The organism is Streptomyces sp. NPDC004647, from assembly GCF_040609575.1.
Classification (GTDB): domain Bacteria; phylum Actinomycetota; class Actinomycetes; order Streptomycetales; family Streptomycetaceae; genus Streptomyces.
Genome location: NZ_JBEXKU010000017.1, coordinates 11,563 through 29,578, shown reverse-complemented (window position 1 = coordinate 29,578; position 18,016 = coordinate 11,563). Strand labels below are relative to the sequence as shown.

Here is an 18,016-nt window from a genome sequence, read left to right as displayed (position 1 = left end):
AAGGAACCGTCGTCGCGACTGCCAAGGCCTGAACAACGGGTTCCGGAAAAGCATACACACCGAGCAGTGAATCGCCGAAAAGACACTCACGCCATAAATGCGTACCATCATCGCACAATTAACGAGGCGTCGAATTATTGGACGGTGGACACCCGACGGTCGTCATCGGTCACGCGTGCCCCGCTCCTTTGTTCCTCGATGTGCGCCCATAGCACGAGGGGATCCGTCAACTGCCCCGATCCGTCCGGCGGAACCACCCAGGTCCGGTTGTCACCCGACACCTGCGGAGAGGCGACGCTGTGTGCCATGGGGCAACGCAGAACGCTGCCTTTGCCGACGCACCGAGTGCCCGGCAGCGGAAGCCAGTTCTGAGCTGTCCCACCGGGCACGAGGAACTCGAAGCGGGAACGCGGCCCGCACCACAGGACCGGCCCCAACGTGGCGTCACCGCCCGCCAGTAGGTCAGCGACGACGCGACGGCCGAGGCCGTGCGAGACCCGGACCAGGTCGAAGGGCCGGCCCAGCGGAAGCTCCGCAAGACCATCCGCCCCCGCCCACTGGGCCAGGACGAGTCCCGACGGCAGCGGGTAGGCCGCGGCCATCAGCCACGCCGTACCATCCGGCCAGGTTCTCCACACCGGAGGCTTCGCGGCCGCCGGACGCGGGGCACCGGCGTGGTCCCCGTCGCGCGGCTCCGACCCAACGACGCCCGGTGTCCTGGCCGGCGCCGGTGGCCGGCACCCGAGCCCGCCTGCGCCCGGGGCCCTCACGCCGGTCCTGCCGTGGCCCCGTCGAGCCTGCGGAAGCCGGCCACAAGGAATGGTGTGAGGCTCTCGGCCGGATGGTTCCCAAGGGTGCGGTTCGTCGGCATCGTTCCTACTCGGCGTCGATCGGGCCATGTCACTGCTTCGGACATGACGTGATCTGTGCCCCGACGCCACAGGTGGATCTCCGCCCGATCGAGGGGATTGATTCCGCCGGGGTCACGGTGAGTGATGCTGCTCGAACCCGGTGGCGATCGGAGCACGTACTTCAGTGACTCGATGCACCGGCAGCCGACAACGAAAAGGCACGAGCCCCCGACAAGTTGGTAGGAGCTCGTGCCTGACAACACTGTGCAGAGGGTTCGCTGGGGTCCCTGCTCCACGGAGCATTGAGGGCCCGGACGAGAGCAGGGGAGAAACGCACCGCTGGGACCGGGCGCGCTTCTCCCCTGAGGATCAGCCGACAGGCAGCCGACCCTTCGCCGTTCTCTCATGCATTTCGCTGACCGGCACCGAGGTGCCGGACGACCCCGGGTCGAGGGCCGGCCGGCCACTCTCCCGGGGCTTGTGTCAGAACAGGCCGTCGAGCGTGATGAAGGTGGACTCCGGGGCGAAGTTGATGGCGGTGTTGTTCTCACCGTTCTGGCAGAAGACCGGCCCCTCCGCCTCCTGTTCGATGTCCGCCAGGACGGCGCTGTCGGAGCCAGTGATCGACTGGTCCGCGTTACCACAGATGTTCACCGGGTCGTCGAGTTGCCGCCCCTTGTCGTGGGCGGTGGCAGCCGATGCGGAGGCGCCGAGCATCGCGGCCACGGCAACCGCCATGACGGACAGCTTGAGGGATGTGCGCATGTCTCTCTCCAATTTCTCTGTCCTTCTCCGGTGGAAGAACGAGGAGAGTCATACCTCCGCCAAAGGGGCCACATAACATTCAATACGCTAAATACGCCGTATGGCTTGCGACGCCATCCCAACAGCTCAACAAATCCGAGCCGGGTTATCAGTGTTGTGCTGTGACCGTGCGAGGCCGACCCTGCCGACGGAGTTCGGCGACCCGTCTCCTGCCGTGCCGGAACAGCACAGAGCCCCATCCGCTCGCACGCCATACGAGCGGAGGGGGCTCTTGTCAGCGGAGCCGGATGCGACCCGCGCGACGTCAACGCGCCCGATCCTGAATTTCTGACAGCTGCCGCCTTTCCGTTCGGGCGGCGACCTGCACAACGCAGCGCAAGCGCTCCGGTAACCGGCCCTCACCCGTATGGCGCTGGTCGAATCCGAGGAGCCTGGAGCGCGACGACCGCGAGGGGCAGTGCAACGCCACCCTCCGCCGCGTCTCCGCTTCGGACCGTCCCGCGGGCGCAACTGAGCGTGATGACGGGACAGGGCGGAGGGCCTGGACGACGGGGCGGATCGCGGTGCGGTGAAGGCTTTTCCGGCCCCTCGAGTCGCCGTTTGTCCGGAGTAAAATGAGATCTTCTCGATCGTCGGCTCGGTCCGCGTTCGCGAGAGCCTCATTTCATGCCTGGGGCCGATGCCGGAGCTACGGACCGGGTATGGGGTAACCAAGGGAGAGATGCCGGCGCGAATGGCGGGCGGCAAGTATGAGCACATCCGAGACGGCGCGCAGCGCGGGCCCGGTGGACCCGTTCGATGTGACACGTGCGGCTGCGGCCGTAGTGGACTCGCAGGGTTTGATCGTACGGTGGAGCGAGGGTGCGCAGGCCCTGCTCGGCTATCGGGCCGAAGAAGTCGTGGGCCGGCCGGTGACCATGATCCTCACCGCCGACGGCGACGCTGCGTCGGCGCTGTCGGATCGGTACCGGCTGGGGGGCGGATGGGGGGCGACCGTGGCCGTGTGCCATCGCGACAACCACCGGCTGGATCTGGAGCTTCGGGCATGCCCCTTGTGGGACAGCGACAAGCGGACCGGCTGGCTGGTCATCGGCACCGATGTGGACCGGTTGCGTGAGTGGGAGCACAATCAGGCGTTGCTGCACGGGCTGTTCGACCAGTCCCCCATCGGTATGGCTGTCCTCGATTCCCGGCTCAGGTATCTGCTGATCAATCCGGCGCTGGAGCGCATGGAGGGGGTGGCCGCACAGCTGCGCCTGGGCCGTCGGCTCAGGGACGGGACACCGGGCCCCGAGGGTGCCGCGCTCGAGCGGGAGGCCCAGCAGGTACTGGAGACCGGTGAACCGTTGATCACCTTCCAGCAGATCGGGCAGGCGCCCTCCGACGTCAGCGCGTTCCCTCGCCGTGACCGTGTGCGCTCCGGCTCCTCGTTCCGGCTGGAGGATCCCTCGGGCGAGGTCCTCGGCGTGTGCCACACAGTCCTCGACGCCACCAGCCACTACCGGGACTACCGGGCCCGGCAGCGGCTGGCACTGGTGAACGAAGCGAGCGGACGTATCGGCACCACGCTGGACCTCGACGACACCGCCCACGAGCTGGCCGATGTACTCGTGCCGCGGGTCGCCGACTTCGTCTCGATCGATCTGCTGGACGCCTTGCTGCGCGGGCAGGAACCGCTCCCGGGGCCGATCAGCGCCACGGAGGTGCTGCGCCGGGCCGCGCACCACTCGGTCCAGGAGGATCTTCCGGAGGCCGTGGTCGAGCCCGGTGAGCCGACCCGCTACCCGGCGGGGTCGGCGCCCGCCCTGTGCCTGGCCACGGGCCGGCCGGTCCTGAAGGCCGTCGTGGATCTCTCCGCCCCCTGGCTCGAGGAGGATCCCGCCCGGGCCGCCAAGATGCGCGAACTCGGTATGCACTCCGCCCTGGTCGCACCCCTGCAGGCGAGGGGCATCACCATGGGCGTGGTCACCCTGGCCCGGTGGAAGAATCCCGAACCCTTCGACGAGGACGATCTGCTGCTCGTCGAGGAGCTGGTCGGCCGTGCGGCGGTCTGCATCGACAACGCGCGCCGCTTCACCCGCGAGCACAACGCGGCTCTCACACTGCAGCGCAGCCTCCTCCCCCGCGACCTGCCGAAACAGAGCGCCGTGGAGGCCGCGTACCGCTATCTGCCCGCCGACGCGATGGCGGGTGTGGGGGGCGACTGGTTCGACATCATCCCGCTCTCCGGAGCCCGGGTGGCGCTGGTCGTCGGGGACGTCGTCGGCCACGGCCTTCACGCGGCCGCCACCATGGGCCGGCTGCGTACGGCCGTCCACACCCTCGCCGACCTCGACCTGCCACCCGACGAGCTTCTCGCCCACGTCGACGACCTGGTGATCCGGCTCGCCGACGAGGAAGAGGAGGCCGCGGAAGGGTCGACCGACAGCGCCAGTGTCATCGGGGCGACCTGCCTGTACGCCATCTACGACCCGGTCTCGCGCCGGGCCACCGTGGCCCGCGCCGGTCACCCCAGCCCCGCGATCGCCCACCTGAGCAGCCCGGTGGAGCTCCCCGACATACCCGCCGGACCACCGCTGGGCCTCGGTGGTCTGCCGTTCGAGTGTGCCGAGATAGAGCTGGCGGAGGGCAGCGTCATCGCGTTCTACACCGACGGCCTGATCGAGGCGGGCGACCGGGACGTGGACGTCGGATTCGAACGTCTCTTCTTTGCCTTGGCGCACCCCGACCGCCCGTTGGAAGAGATCTGCGACACCATGGTCCGCACCCTGCTGCCGGACCGCCCACGTGACGACGTCGCCTTCCTCGTCGCCCGCACCCGCGCTCTGCACGCCGACGACGTCGCTTCCTGGGACCTCCCCGCCGACCCCGCCACCGTCGCCGACGCCCGGCACGTCGTCGGCCGCAGAATGGTCGAATGGGGCCTGGGAGACGCCGCGTTCACCACGGAGCTGATCGTCAGTGAACTGGTCACCAACGCGGTCCGCTACGGCACCGGACCGATCAGGCTCCGGCTCATCCGGGACCGGACCCTGATCTGCGAAGTCGCCGACGGCAGCAATACCTCGCCGCACCTGCGCCGCGCGCGCCTGACGGATGAGGGCGGACGCGGTCTGTTCCTCGTCGCCCAGTGCGCTCAGCGCTGGGGCACCCGCTACACCGCGGATGGCAAGACCATCTGGGCCGAACAGCCTCTGAGCAGGAAATCTGCCCAGGGCCACAGCAACGCGGGCGCCCGCTGAGCGTTCGCGGACCGAACCCGGCGGCATCATCGGCATCGCGGCGGGATCCGCAGGGGGCGCAAGCCGGCCGGTGGCATCACGCCGCGAGGGCGCGGTCCGTCGGCCCGATCGGCGACGGCAGATCCGTGGAGCCCGTCAGATAGCGGTCCACGGCAGCGGCGGCGGAGCGGCCCTCCGCGATGGCCCATACGATCAAGGACTGGCCCCGGCCCGCGTCTCCGGTGGCGAAGACGCCGGACGCGGAGGTGGCGAACTCGGCGTCCCGGGCGATGTTCCCGCGCGCATCGAGCCGGAGACCGAGTTGGTCGATGAGGCCGGTGTCCCGCTCCGGCCCGGAGAAGCCCAGGGCGAGCAGCACGAGCTCCGCGGGGATCACCCGGTCCGTGCCCGGCTCCGGGCGCCGCGCCTCCGGTTCGACGCCGACCAGGTGCAGCGACCGTACGTGTCCGGCTCCGTCGCCCTTGAAACGCAGGGTGGAAGCGGAGAACATCCGTATGTCCCCGCCGGGGCCCGGCAGGGGGACTCCTCCGTCGTGGCCCCGCTCCGTACCGCCCAGCCGCGCGAGCTCCCGCGCCTCCTCGTGGGCCGGCGACACCCGGTAGATCATCGGGTACGTGGGCCACGGATCGTCCGCCGTCCGGTCCTCGCCCGGCAGCGGATTGATGTCCAGCTGTACGACAGAGGCCGCACGCTGCCTCAGCACGGTTCCCAGGCAGTCCGCTCCGGTGTCCCCGCCGCCGACGATGACGACATGCTTGCCCTCGGCGGTGATCGGGGATTCGGTGAAGTCGCCCTCCTGCACCCGGTTGGCGAGCGGCAGATATTCCATCGCCTGGTGGATGCCGTCGAGCTCGCGCCCCGGGATGGGCAGTTCGCGCCAGGCCTTGGCGCCGACCGCGACCACCACGGCGTCGTAACGGTCCGCCAGCTGCGCCGCGTCCATTTCCGTGCCGACGGCGGTCCCGGTGCGGAACTTGGTGCCCTCCGCACGCATCTGCCGGATGCGGCGGTCGATGTGGCGCTTCTCCATCTTGAACTCGGGGATGCCGTACCGCAGAAGCCCTCCGATGCGATCGTCCCGTTCATAGACGGCGACCGTGTGGCCGGCGCGGGTGAGCTGCTGGGCACTGGCCAGTCCGGCCGGGCCGGAGCCGATGACCGCGACCGTCTTGCCGGAGAGCCGCTGGGGAGGAAGGGGTGGTGCGCATCCGTGCGCCCAGGCGTGGTCGGCGATGGCGACCTCGACGTCCTTGATCGTCACCGGGTCCGCGTTGATGGCCAGCACGCAGGCACTCTCGCACGGAGCAGGGCACAGGCGGCCCGTGAACTCCGGGAAGTTATTGGTCGCATGCAGCCGGTCGCTCGCGGCGTCCCAGTCGTTCCGTGAGACCAGGACGTTCCATTCGGGGATCAGGTTTCCCAGCGGGCAGGCGTTGTGGCAGAACGGGATGCCGCAGTCCATGCAGCGCCCCGCCTGCGCGTTGATGATCGGGAGCAGACTCTGGCCGTCGTAGACCTCGTTCCAGTCCCCCACCCGTTCCCGGACGGGACGGCGGGCGCAGCTGCGGCGGGGAGTGGTGAGGAACCCCTCCGGATCGGCCATGGCGGCCTCCAGCGCCTGCGCAACGGTCTCGGAATTGCGCCGGGCCGCATTCCCCGGTCGGACCAGGCCATACGTTGCGGGGCGCACTATATATCGCCACCATACGTCCGCTTTGTACTAATTTCGACGCCGCAGGTCGCGCGCCGGAGAGCGGGCGGGCCGAGGCCGGCGCGGCTTCCGGCGCCTTCCCGGAGATCCGTTGACGGTGCGTGCCACGACGTGGACGTCCTGTTACGGCGAGCGGCCGGGGGTTGCCGCCGCGGCCGCTGCCCCCTCGAAAACCCGTACAGCAGGTGCGGGCGGCCGCAGCCGTACGCCGCGCGCACGGCGGCGATACGGGGCCGGGGCCCGTAGGCCTCCACGGGCGGCGTCACTTCCCGTAACATCCCTCCACCACCGAGGCGTTGGACTCACCCCACACGCGATGTCAGGAGGTAGCAATCAGCGCCCGGGTGCTCACCACAAGGAAGTTGACGCGGTGCCATGGGGAGGACGTACGCGGTGGAGACCGGCCCATCCCCGTCTCCCGGCGCCGCTCCGCGGCTTCACGACCGTTTGAGCCGGTTGCCCGGCACTTGAGCATCTCGCGCCCCGCCCTCGTACTCCATGACGAAACCTCTGTCCTCGTCCTCGTACTTCCCGCAGGTCACCGCGCCGGACGGCGTGCAGGTGGCCAAGAGAAGAGGAGCCGCTCGTGTCCGTGCAGCAAATCCCGGCACAGCCAGTGCTGGTGGAGCCGAAGAAGACCGTGGTGGACGGGGAGGTTCGGGAGGTCACCGTCCCGCCGCTCGCTTCCCCGCCCGACCACGGCAGCCTGGCCGACATCCCCTTCCACAACGCCGCCGAGGCACCGGCCGACGCGGTGCTCAGCCGTAAGCGGCCGGACGGCAGTTGGCGGGATGTGACCGCGGCGGAATTCGCCGCGGAGGTACTCGCCACCGCCAAGGGCCTGATCGCGCACGGGCTGCGCCCCGGCGACCGGCTGGCCATCATGGCCCGTACGAGCTACGAGTGGACGCTGCTCGACTTCGCCGCCTGGGCGGCCGGTCTGGTCACGGTGCCGATCTATCCCACCTCCTCGGCCGAGCAGACGCGCTGGATCATCCAGGACACCGGCGCGGTCGGCTGCGCCGTCGAGGGCGTCGACGAGGCGCTGCTGATCGACGCCGGGCTGCACACGCTGCCGCACTTCGCGCATCTCTGGCAGTTCAACGCGGGTGCGATCGACGAGCTCGCGGAAGCCGGACGGCACGTCCCCGACGCGGAGGTGGCCGCCCGGCGCCAGGGGCTCTCCCCCGATTCCGTCGCCACCCTCATCTACACCTCGGGCACCACGGGCCGTCCCAAAGGGTGCGTCCTCACGCACGGCAACTTCTTCGCCGAGGTGGACAACGCGATCGAGCTGCTGCACCCCTGCTTCAAGTCGGTCAGTGACGAGCCCGCGTCCACCCTGCTCTTCCTCCCGCTCTCGCATGTCTTCGGCAGGATGGTCGCCATCGGCTGTCTGCGGGCCCGCGTCCGGCTCGGCCACACAGCGACCATCAAGACCGAGCCCCTGCTCGCCGACCTCGCCGGCTTCGAGCCGACCTTCCTGCTGGTCGTCCCCTACGTCCTGGAAAAGGTCTTCAACACCGCCCGGGCCACCGCCGAGAAGATCGGCCGCGCCCCCTCCTTCGACCGCGCCGCCAAGATCGCCCAGCGCTGGGGAGAGGCCTACGAGGCCGAAGAGCACGGCACCGGACCGGGCCCCGGCATGGGCCTGCGCGCCGCCCGCGCGCTCTACGACCCGCTGGTCTACCGCCGTATACGGGCCGCCCTCGGCGGCAAGGTCAAGTACGCCATCTGCGGCGGCTCCCCCCTCGGTCACCGGCTCGGCGCCTTCTACGCGGGCGCCGGCATCGAGATCTTCGAGGGCTACGGCCTGACGGAGTCGACCGCGGCGGCGACTGTCACACCGCCGCTGAAACCACGGCTGGGTACGGTCGGCTGGCCGCTGCCGGGCACCGCGGTCCGTATCTCGGACGACGGTGAGGTGCTGCTGCGCGGCAGGCAGCTCTTCTCCGGCTACTGGGACGCCGCTCAAGGCGCCGCCGTGCCCTTCGCGTTGGGCCCGCCTCCCTCCTGGCCCTCGACCGGGGAGGCGTCGTACGGCCTGCGGCCCGATCAGCAGAAGTGGTTCGCGACGGGCGACATCGGCGCCCTCGACGCCGACGGCTACCTCACCATCACCGGCCGCAAGAAGGAGATCATCATCACCGCGAGCGGCAAGAACGTCGCTCCCGCCCCGCTCGAGGACCGGGTGCGCGCGCACTCCCTGGTGGGCCAGTGCATCGTGATCGGCGACAACCGCCCGTACGTCACCGCCCTGATCACTCTCGACCCCGACGGGCTGAAGCACTGGCAGCTCATCCATAAGAAGCAGGACGCCACCAGGTCGACGCTGGCCTTCGACAACGCACTGTGTGCCGAGGTGCAGCGAGCGGTGACGGACGCCAACGAGCTGGTGTCCAGGGCCGAGTCGATCCGCCGATTCAGCATCCTGCCCGTGGATTTCACCGAGGAGAGCGGCCATCTCACGCCCTCGATGAAGATCAAGCGGGAAGCCGTCGCCCGGGACTTCAAAAAAGAGATCGAAGCACTCTACGAACCCTGACGCAGGCAACGCGACGGCAGTTGGCAGCGTCCCTTAACCCGGACGGAAGTCCGGGTTAAGGGGGCCTCAAGCCCTGTTCGGCGCAAAGACGACCCCGATGTTCCCGGAACCTCCTCCACGGCCGGTACCTCTAACCGGATGACAGTAGAGGGGAATACGCGCCCTTCCCGCCCGACCACCCGCACCGAACGGTGCCCGGTGCCGGCGGGCGAGGACGCCGACGGGGATATGAAGGGGCATCAGTCATGAACGCATCTGCGCGGCCGCCAATGAATCGCCGGTGGGAGGCGAGGCAGCCACAGTCGTTTGCCACAGCCGTGCGCCACACCTTTTCCGGACGAACTTCACCGTGTGACCTTCCGTGGCTGAACGATCACGGGAGACGGCTGTGAGAATCGACCCCGGAGAGCTACAGAACCAGTGCCCCGTGTGCGGCGGACAGATGCAACAGAGCCCCGGCGGAGGCTGGCTGTGCGGGAACTGCGGGGCGCAGCGTTGAGCAGTGACCCCTACTGGACGACTACGTGCCCGGGGTGCGGGGCACAAATCGACGGGATTGACGATCGTTACGCCTGCGGCTTCTGCGGCTGGGTGAGCCCTCCCAGGGATGAGGCTTCGCCAACTCGCAAAGAAGAGTAGGACCCACACCAATCCGCGACTGCGAGAGCTCCGAATAGACATCAGGTGCGCCGCTCACGCGCACCGGCCGAACGAAGCCAACGGCCGGTGGACATGAGCGAGGTGCCGGTTCGAGCTCGAGACAGACTGCGGCCCGCGCCCCTGCGGGAACCGCCGGAGAGGGGACAAACGATCGTGATATCCCAGCGCACCACTCGCCTTGCCGCACTCGTCGTCCTGCCCGCCGCGCTGACGCTGGGGGTGGCCATCCCGTCGTCGGCCGACAGCCACGGCGGCGGAGGAGGCAACGGCGGAGGCAACGCGTACCAGATCGATCTGCAGCAGCTGAACAACTCCGGCGCCACGGGCACGGTGATGCTCAGCGCCGAGGGCACGGACCTGACGGTGAAGATCGAAGCCGAAGGGCTCACTCCCGGCCAGCCGCACGCCCAGCACCTCCACGGCTCCACCGACGGCCATGACTTCCACTGCCCGGACGCCAGCGACGACACGGACGGCGACGGCATTCTCAACAACACCGAAGCCACCGTCGACTACGGCGACATCAATATCTCGCTCACCACCTCGGGCGACACGACCCCGGAGAGCGGCCTCGCCGTCGACCGGATGCCCGCCGCCGACGCTCAGGGCAAGCTCTCCTACGAGCGCACCATCCCCGTCTCCCAGGATGTGGTCGACAAGATCAAGGACCTGCACGTCGTTCAGCACGGCATCGACCCGAACGGCAACAAGAAGTACGACTTCGGCGTGGGCAAGAGTGAACTCGACCCCAAGCTCCCCCAGGAAGCCACCGCCCCCACCAACTGCGGCGTCGTCAAGGGCGCGGCCGTGGGCTCCATCCCGGTGGGCGGAGTCGAGACCGGCTCAGGTTCCACCGACGGCGTGGAGGCACCGGGCATGCTCGCTGCCGGCGGTATCGCCTTCATCGCTACAGCGACGGCGCTGACCATGGCCCGCACCCGGACCCGCCGGTCCCGGCAGAACGTCTGAGGGGGCGGTAGGTATGAGTCGATCGAGGAATCACCCCAGGGCCACAGGGCGCCGACTCGTTCTCCTGGCCGCCGGTTCGGTACTCGCCATGACCACCGCCGTCCTGGTGGTGACAGGACTGTCTCAGCAGGAACCGGCTCCGCCCAAGGCGGTCCCGGCCCCGCAGGCCCCCGCGCAGGGCGGGTCGTCGCAGGGAGACCCGCAGAGCCCCGAGGGGCAGGCGGGCGGAGGCTCCGGTGCGCAGAAGGCGCAGGCCATGCAGGCATCGGCTCCGGAGCGGATCGCCATTCCCTCGCTCAAGGTCTCCTCGACGCTGGAGAACCTGGGCAAGGGCGCGAGCGGGGCCATGGAGACACCGCGCGATCCGGACAAGGCGGGCTGGTACACGCCCGGCCCGACCCCGGGTGCCACCGGGCCCGCGGTCATCGCCGGTCATGTCACCTGGAACGGGGCGCGTTCGGTGTTCTTCGGCCTCTCTCAGCTCAAGTCGGGTGACAAGATCGACGTCAGCCGACGGGACGGGAGCACCGCGGAGTTCACGGTCGACCGGATCGCCCAGTACCCCAAGAACAAGTTCCCCACCCTGGAGGTGTACCGGAATCTCGACCACGCCGGGCTGCGCCTGATCACCTGCGGGGGCGAGTTCTCCAAGGCCAAGCACTACTACAAGGACAATGTCGTGGTGTATGCCAGCCTCACGGGCTCGCGCCAGTGAGGCCGCCCGGCCCGGTGCGGCTCCGCGGAGGAGCCCCGGGCACAGGGAGATGAGTGAAGGCGGACCCGAAGTATCGGGTCCGCCTCCTCATGTGTGCCGGTGCGGGCCGCTTGGACGCGGCCCGCACGGTGTTGTCCGTGTCCGTATTCGTGTTCGCGTACGTCAGGCCGGCCAGGGAGCGGCGGAGGCCGAAGCCGGCAGGGCGGCCCGCACCGGCTGGGGCGAAGCGGGCGGAGCGGCCGAAGAGGCCGAGGGGCTTCCGTAGAGGTAGTCCTGCAGGCCGCTCAGCAGCCGTTCGACGTCCCCGTACGGCCTGACCACGAGCCGCAGGAACTGGCTGCTGCTGCCGAGCTTGTTGCCGCATTCGCGGACGAACACGTTGTGCTCGGAGAGCAGATAGTCCCTCAGCTGAACGCCGTCGGCCATGTCGGGCAGCTTCACCAGAAGGAAATTCCCCTGGGAGAGGAAGACGACAACGCCCGGGAGCCCGGCCAGTGCCAGGGCCATATTGGAGCGGTCACGGGAGAGCAGAGTCAGGCTCTGCCGGTACTGCACCCCGTACTCCTTGAGCATGAAAACGACGGTCTCGGCGAAGGAGTTGAGATTCCACTTCGGCAGCGCCTTGCGGATGGTGCCGGCAAGTGCGGGGTTGGCGACGAGATAGCCGAATCTGATGCCGTGCAGCCCGAAGTTCTTGCCGAGGCTCTTCAGCACGATCACATTGGGCCGGATCGCCGCCTCATCGGCCACGGAAGGAGCGCGCTCCGCGTCGACGAAATCGATGAACGACTCGTCGACCACGATCAGGTCGAGATCGACCAGCTCGTCCAGCAGCCAGAGCACTTGCTGACGGCGGAGGTAACCGCCGTCAGGGTTATTGGGATTGCAGATCACGGCCACCCGGGATCCGCGCCGGCGGATGAACTGAACGTACTCCTGCAAATCGAGCGCGAAATCCTGGTCCTCGCGCAACGGGAACATATCGACCCGCTTGCCGGTCTCCAGAGGCTGGTCTGTCCAGCGTCCGAAAGTCGGGATCGGAATGGCCAGGCTCTCCTTGACGAGCAGGTGGTCGATCCATGTGATCAGCTCCGTGGAGCCATTCCCCATGGCGACCGTCTGCGGATTGAGACCCAGAACGCTGCACAGTTCGGACGTGACCGTGTCCGCGTCGCTGGGGTAGTACTTGAGAATGGTCTCCAGGGAACCCTGCAGCCGGGCGAACATGTCCGGGGGCGGGAAGTACGGATTGCAGGGGATGCAGAAATCGAGCCGCTCGCGGGGCTCGGCACGAGGGAACGGACCGGCCGGAGCCAGCGGCTCCGTCGCCACGCCGAGCGGCTCGGCCCGACCGGCCCCCGAGCCCGTCGCCAGACGGTTGAGCATGGCCCAGGACGGACTGTGCGCGCCGCGGCTCAGCAGGCCCGTATCGAGGGGTTGGGACACGACGGGGTCTCCTTACGGTCGATGCGCCCGGACTGCGCGCGGACTGCGCGCGGACTGCGCGCGGCGGCGGGAATGCGGGCTCAGTGGAGCCGGCGCCGGAGAAGTACGAACGTCCCCACCGCGGCGACCGCGAGGACGGCGGCGCCGCCCACGACCATCGGCAGCACGTCGCGCTCCGAACCGGCGACGGCGGCTGCCGGTTCGGCGGGAGAAGCCTCGGGTGACGGGCGGTCGGCCGGGTCCGCGGCACCCTTGTCAGATGCCGCGTCCTCCGGGGCCGCGGCGTCCGGTGCACCGGCATCGGGTGCTCCGGCGGCAGCCGCACCGTCCGCGGTGTCGGCAGCGCTGCGGCTCTTGTCCTCGCCGCCCCCGTTCCCGCGCGAGGCACCGGCGGCGAAGGTGACGTCGGAGCACGAGTAGTACGTGTCCGGGGTGTCGGAGTTCCGCCAGACCGTATAGAGCACATGCCGACCGGTCGTCCCGGCCGGCAGCTTGCCCTTGATGCGGTACGAGCCGCCCTCGAGCGCCGGGTCGGTGGCCGTCACGATCGGCTTCGCCCGCAGATCGGACCAGGACAGCGGCGTGGCCGGATCGTAGCCCTCCTTGGTCAGGTACAGGCTGAAGGTCCCCTTGTGCGGGATGGTCGACCGGTAGGTGAGCGTGAAGCCGGATCCGGCGCTCAGTCTCGTGGAGGGCCAGTCGGCGCGGGGGGTGTCCAGGCCCTTGTAGGCGTCGATGCCCGCGCTGCACAGCTTGCCGTCCGGGATCATCTGCCGGTCCCTGCCGCGGACATCGGGCACCCTCAGATTGTCCCAGTCCTCGAACCCCCGGCCGCCGTTGGCGGCGACAGCCGCTCTGCAGGCCGCCGACTGGGCGGTCCTCTCCCCCATCGGGCTGCACGACGCCACCCGGCTGACCGGGTCGACCGGCGCGCCGTGCGCCGCGGCCGGACCGGCGGCCACGACCGTCAGCAGAAGCGGGACGGCGCCGACCAGAGCCGCCACGGCGGCATTGCGATGCACGGTCATCCGCGGAAGTCCTCCTTGGCCGGTCCGGCGGCTGATGCTGCCTGCCGTGTAATACGCGGCGCTGTCGCCGAGCGTTCAGCAGGAAGGGCACCGCGACCGCCTGTCGGCCCGCACATCCGACGGGGTCCGGCGCCGGGGGCCGCTGGACGGGCCGCTGGACCGGAGCACCTCCCGCGGGTCTTCCCGCGGCGGGCTCGACGAGCAGCGGGCTCCATGAGCAGGGGGCTCGATGAGGACAGGAGGACGGAGGAGCTCGGAGTGCGTTCAGGTGCCGGGGCGCTACCCGAGCCCCTGGCGGTGGCGTTTGCCACCCGTACGGAACATATGAATGCGGTGTCCGTGTTCATCGGCGACCTGCACCGCCCGCTCCCAGCTCAGCGCCCGCTCGCCCTCGGCGAACAAAGGGCCGGTTTCCCGGTCACCGATCATTTCGCGCAGCATTCCGGCCGCACGCTCGCTGAAGTCCCCCTCGGGGTCGGCCTCCCCGACATCCATGGAAAGGAGATCGAGAACGCGCAGCTCTCCCTCCCACAGCAGCAGCCACAGGGCTCGGTGCACGGTGGGTATGGACTCGTCATCGAGGAGTTCCTCAAGGCGTTCGTAGGTGATGGTTTCAGCCATGAGCGTCATGGCCGTGCAGTATGCCTTCGGGGACGTCCGGGGCATAGGGGGCTCGGCGACCGTTCCACGGACCGGGACGCGGCCGCACAGTATTTCGGAAGGCAGCCCTCGGTTCCCTCCGCCGTACGATCCGGCGAAGGGCCGTACGGGGAAGGGAACTTCGGGCGCCGGTCTCACGGCACGCGGTCTCACAGCACGCGGGCGGACGGGCAGGCGGGCGGGCAGGCGGGCAGGCGGGCAGGCGGGCAGGCGGGCAGGAACAGCGGTCCCGCAGAACCGACCCGCCGCGTGCCGCCCGGGCGGCTATCGCCCGGCGCCCGGTGACGGGGTCCGGGTCACCTCCAGTTCCTCGATGCCCGGATGCTTCTTCGGGTCCTTCGTGCTGATCTCGGCCCGTGCGTAGCGCGCCGTTGAGGGCCTCTCCAGCTCGCCCATACCGCCCTCGGCGAAGGACGCCTTGCGCCAGTGCTTGCCGTCCGTCGAGGTCAGCAGCCGGTACGAGGCCGGGCGAACGTCCCCCCACTTCGCGGAGATCTTGGCGATACGGCTCACCCGGCCCAGATCGACCGTGAGGCTGCCGCGCTCCGCGTTCGGCGTCCAGGCCGTGGTGCCGTTGCCGTCCACGGCCGCGCCCGCGTACAGCCCGGGCTCCTCCGAACTGGCCTTCGCAGTCCGGCACCGGGCCGCGTTGTCCGTGGGCTCCAGATCCGGCCGACGGGTCTTGAGGACTGCCGGGGCATCGTCGCTCACGACCTGCGACCCCTGCGGTGTCTCCACGGTGAACGGCTCGCCGCGGGTCAGCCGGACGGTGGTGTGGTCCGGACCGATGGCCACGTCGTACGTACGCCCCTGCCAATGCAGCCCCCGCAGCTTGACACCGTCCGACATCTGCGGCGGCAGCATCGGGTCCAGGTGCACCCGGTCCCCGCGCCAGCGCAGTCCGGCGAGCCCGTTGGTGAAGGTCTGCAGGAACCCGCCCTTCCCGGTCGTGAAGTCCTGCGCCGGGGAGCCGGCGAGCGGGTCCTCGGCCCCGGCCTTCTCACCGCGGGCCTCGGAGAACAGCGCGAAGGGGCCGCGGACGAAGGGCTTGATCGAGCGCATCAGATAGGTGTTCGTCGAGCAGCCCGGGTCGCCGATGGCCGCGGCGTCCACCGCGTGCACCGAGTCCGTCATGGCCGGGCCGTCCGGATCGGTACGGGCCGCGTAGTAGTCGAGGGTGGCGGAGGCCGCGCCCCGGGGCATCGGCCACTCCATCGGATACATCAGCAGGGCGGTGTCCGCCTGCTTGATCTTCGAACCCTTGTAGCCGTCGTACTGCCGGAAGACCTTGCGGTCCTTGTCGTACGGGATGCGCAGCTTGCCCGCGACGGCGTTCCAGTCCTTCGGTGCGCTCTCGCCCACGAGTTGCGCGGCGTGCGTCGCGTTGCGCAGAGCGGTGGCCGCCCCGGCGTTGGTGAACACACCGTCGTCGACACCGTTGCTGTACTCGTCCGGGCCGGCGACGTCGGTCACGGAGTAGCTTCCGTCACCGTTCTTCTTGGCCCGGTCCGCCCAGAATTCCGCGATGCCCTTCAGCATCGGCCAGCCGCGGCTGCGCAGCCATTCCTTGTCCCCGGTCTGCTGGTAGTACTGCCAGGCCGCCAGGGCTATGTCGCCCTGGAGATGGATCTGGGTGCGGCAGTGCGGCGGGTCCACGCTGTGGCACTCCGACCCGAGGTCACCCCTGCTGCCACTGGTCCACGCGTAGAACAGGCCCTGGTGGCCGAGTTTCCTGGCGTTCGCACGGGCGCCCGGCATGGTGCGGAAGCGGTACTCGAGAACGGACTTGGCCAGTTCGGGACGGAAGGCCAGCAGGCTGGGGAACATCCAGGTCTCGGCGTCCCAGAATTTCAGGCCTGCGTAGTTGTCGCTGGTCAGCCCGGTGGGAGCAATGCTGTTGGGCGAGCCGCGGCGGACGCTGGACAGCAGTGCGTACTGGCTCGAGCGAAGCCAGCTCTGCAGCTTGGGCCGGTGGGGCACCTCGATGTCGCTGCGCCACAGCTTGCGCCAGGCGGCGCTGTGACCGGCGAGGAGGTCCCGCCAGCCGCGGCCGGCGGCTCGGCGGGAGGCGGCCGCAGCGGTCTCGGCGGGCGTACGGGAGGTGAGTTCGGTGTCGACACCGACGTACTTGGTGAAGTCGTAGCTGCGTCCGGCCCGGACGGGGACGTCCAGGGACTGGGATGCGGTGAGATCCTCGGTCGACCGGCCCCGGTCGCGGACCTGCATGTCCTTGCCGTGGCGGAGGGTGGAGGAGACCGAGCCGTCGACCTTGGTGCCGTCGGTCCGGAAGGACACGCCGGCCGTGCGGCCGTCCGCCGGTGTGCCGCTCCCGGTCGCGGACATCCGCCGCGCGCCGCGGCCGTCGAGCAGATCGGTGACGGTCGTGTCGCCGCTCCAGCGCGGTGTCATGCGCAGCCGCACAGCGCCCACATGTTGGTTCCTGCGGTCGGCGAGGACGTCGTAGACCAGGTCCGTGGACTTGCCGTCGCGGGTGGTCCAGGTCAGGGAGGTGCGGACCAGGCCGCAGCGGAGGAAGAGGGTCTGCCGGTAGTTCGAGATCCGGTCGGCCGATGTCGAAGGGTTGAACGTTTCCCCTCCGGCCTTGACCGTCATTCCGGACCAGGTCGGGATGGCGGCGGCGGCCTGCCGGTCCTCGGCGGTCTTCTTGTTGTGGGCGTAGAGGCCCGCGACGAATGCCCCGTCGTAGCGCGGGCTGAACAGCGGCCAGCCGGTCTTCTTGTCCGTGCCGGAATAGCCGGCGCCGGAGGGCGGCAGGCTCTGTCCGAGATATCCGTTGCCGACGTAGGCGTGGTGGCCGGCCCGCGGGTTGTACCGCGAGGAGCTGAGCGACCATCCCGGGTCGGCCTTGTCCGGATCGCCGGGGCGCGGATCACCGGGACAGGGGCGGGCCTTGGGCCGGGAGCCGGACTCGCCGGTCACCTCGGCGTACGTCGGCGGGACCGCTGCCACGAGGGCGCCCACGAGCAGGAGAACGGTCGGTCGGGCGTAGCGGAGGCGCCGTGCGACATGCGCTGCCCGCCCCTGTGCGTTCATCGATGGATCTCCGTTCGCGGCCACGGGACAAAAGTCCAGCGAACATACGAGCCATGAACGAAAAAGGTCAACCAGCGTTCGCGATCTCTTCATTAATTGAACGAACGGCTGCCGGAGACCTCCCGGAAGGTCACGCGTCCTTGCGCGCCTTGAAGCGAATTCGGTGCCGGCACGGCGGTCCGGCAGGCCGACGGCTCCGGACGTACGCGGACCGGACGGACCGATGTCGGCGAGGTTCAGGGAGGTCCCGCAGTCCGGCAGTCCGGTGCCCAGGGGTGGCTTTCGGCACGGCCGACGGTCAGTCACCGGCGTGGCAACCACTGTTCCTGCCTCTGTCCGCTCACCCTGTGGGCACCCGCGTGATATGCGG

At 69.4% G+C, this 18,016-nt stretch carries 11 protein-coding genes and 1 pseudogene; 4 read left to right on the top strand and 8 right to left on the bottom strand.

Annotated elements, in window-relative coordinates; genetic code table 11:
- Nucleotides 1-134 precede the first annotated feature (134 nt).
- Nucleotides 135-602, bottom strand: coding sequence for a hypothetical protein (locus ABZW18_RS10210; RefSeq protein WP_356184795.1), 468 nt, complete (start codon nucleotides 600-602; stop codon nucleotides 135-137).
- A 732-nt stretch (nucleotides 603-1,334) separates the two neighbouring features.
- Nucleotides 1,335-1,616 carry a hypothetical protein gene (locus ABZW18_RS10205; RefSeq protein ID WP_356184792.1) on the bottom strand — a complete coding sequence of 94 codons (282 nt, stop codon included), beginning with the start codon at nucleotides 1,614-1,616 and terminating at the stop codon, nucleotides 1,335-1,337.
- A gap of 749 nt (nucleotides 1,617-2,365) precedes the next feature.
- Between ABZW18_RS10205 and ABZW18_RS10200 the strand changes: the two genes are divergently transcribed.
- Nucleotides 2,366-4,858, top strand: coding sequence for a SpoIIE family protein phosphatase (locus ABZW18_RS10200; protein ID WP_356184789.1), 2,493 nt, complete (start codon nucleotides 2,366-2,368; stop codon nucleotides 4,856-4,858).
- A gap of 76 nt (nucleotides 4,859-4,934) precedes the next feature.
- Here the strand turns inward: ABZW18_RS10200 and ABZW18_RS10195 are convergent, their stop codons facing one another.
- Nucleotides 4,935-6,461 (bottom strand): glutamate synthase subunit beta, encoded by a 1,527-nt coding sequence (locus ABZW18_RS10195; RefSeq protein ID WP_356184787.1) that lies wholly within the window; start codon nucleotides 6,459-6,461, stop codon nucleotides 4,935-4,937.
- A 545-nt stretch (nucleotides 6,462-7,006) separates the two neighbouring features.
- Nucleotides 7,007-7,138 carry a hypothetical protein gene (locus tag ABZW18_RS10190; protein ID WP_356184785.1) on the bottom strand — a complete coding sequence of 44 codons (132 nt, stop codon included), beginning with the start codon at nucleotides 7,136-7,138 and terminating at the stop codon, nucleotides 7,007-7,009.
- Between the two features lie 17 nt (nucleotides 7,139-7,155).
- Between ABZW18_RS10190 and ABZW18_RS10185 the strand changes: the two genes are divergently transcribed.
- The 3 genes from ABZW18_RS10185 to ABZW18_RS10175 all read left to right on the top strand — a co-directional run bounded on the left by ABZW18_RS10185 (nucleotide 7,156) and on the right by ABZW18_RS10175 (nucleotide 11,458).
- Entirely contained in the window at nucleotides 7,156-9,114 is a 1,959-nt protein-coding gene (locus ABZW18_RS10185; protein WP_356184782.1) for an AMP-binding protein, read from the top strand.
- An 813-nt stretch (nucleotides 9,115-9,927) separates the two neighbouring features.
- Nucleotides 9,928-10,743, top strand: coding sequence for a hypothetical protein (locus tag ABZW18_RS10180; RefSeq protein WP_356184779.1), 816 nt, complete (start codon nucleotides 9,928-9,930; stop codon nucleotides 10,741-10,743).
- Between the two features lie 88 nt (nucleotides 10,744-10,831).
- Complete coding sequence (locus tag ABZW18_RS10175; protein WP_356184776.1) at nucleotides 10,832-11,458, top strand: class F sortase; 627 nt, start codon at nucleotides 10,832-10,834, stop codon at nucleotides 11,456-11,458.
- A gap of 255 nt (nucleotides 11,459-11,713) precedes the next feature.
- On the opposite strand, the pseudogene ABZW18_RS10170 reads toward ABZW18_RS10175, so the two are convergent.
- The 4 genes and pseudogenes from ABZW18_RS10170 to ABZW18_RS10155 all read right to left on the bottom strand — a co-directional run.
- Nucleotides 11,714-12,730, bottom strand: a pseudogene (locus ABZW18_RS10170) (histidinol-phosphate transaminase); the annotation flags it as partial.
- A gap of 254 nt (nucleotides 12,731-12,984) precedes the next feature.
- Nucleotides 12,985-13,932 (bottom strand): lytic polysaccharide monooxygenase, encoded by a 948-nt coding sequence (locus tag ABZW18_RS10165; protein WP_356184775.1) that lies wholly within the window; start codon nucleotides 13,930-13,932, stop codon nucleotides 12,985-12,987.
- Between the two features lie 279 nt (nucleotides 13,933-14,211).
- Entirely contained in the window at nucleotides 14,212-14,553 is a 342-nt protein-coding gene (locus ABZW18_RS10160) for a hypothetical protein (protein ID WP_356184772.1), read from the bottom strand.
- A 303-nt stretch (nucleotides 14,554-14,856) separates the two neighbouring features.
- Nucleotides 14,857-17,646, bottom strand: coding sequence for a discoidin domain-containing protein (locus ABZW18_RS10155; protein WP_356184770.1), 2,790 nt, complete (start codon nucleotides 17,644-17,646; stop codon nucleotides 14,857-14,859).
- Nucleotides 17,647-18,016 lie beyond the last annotated feature (370 nt).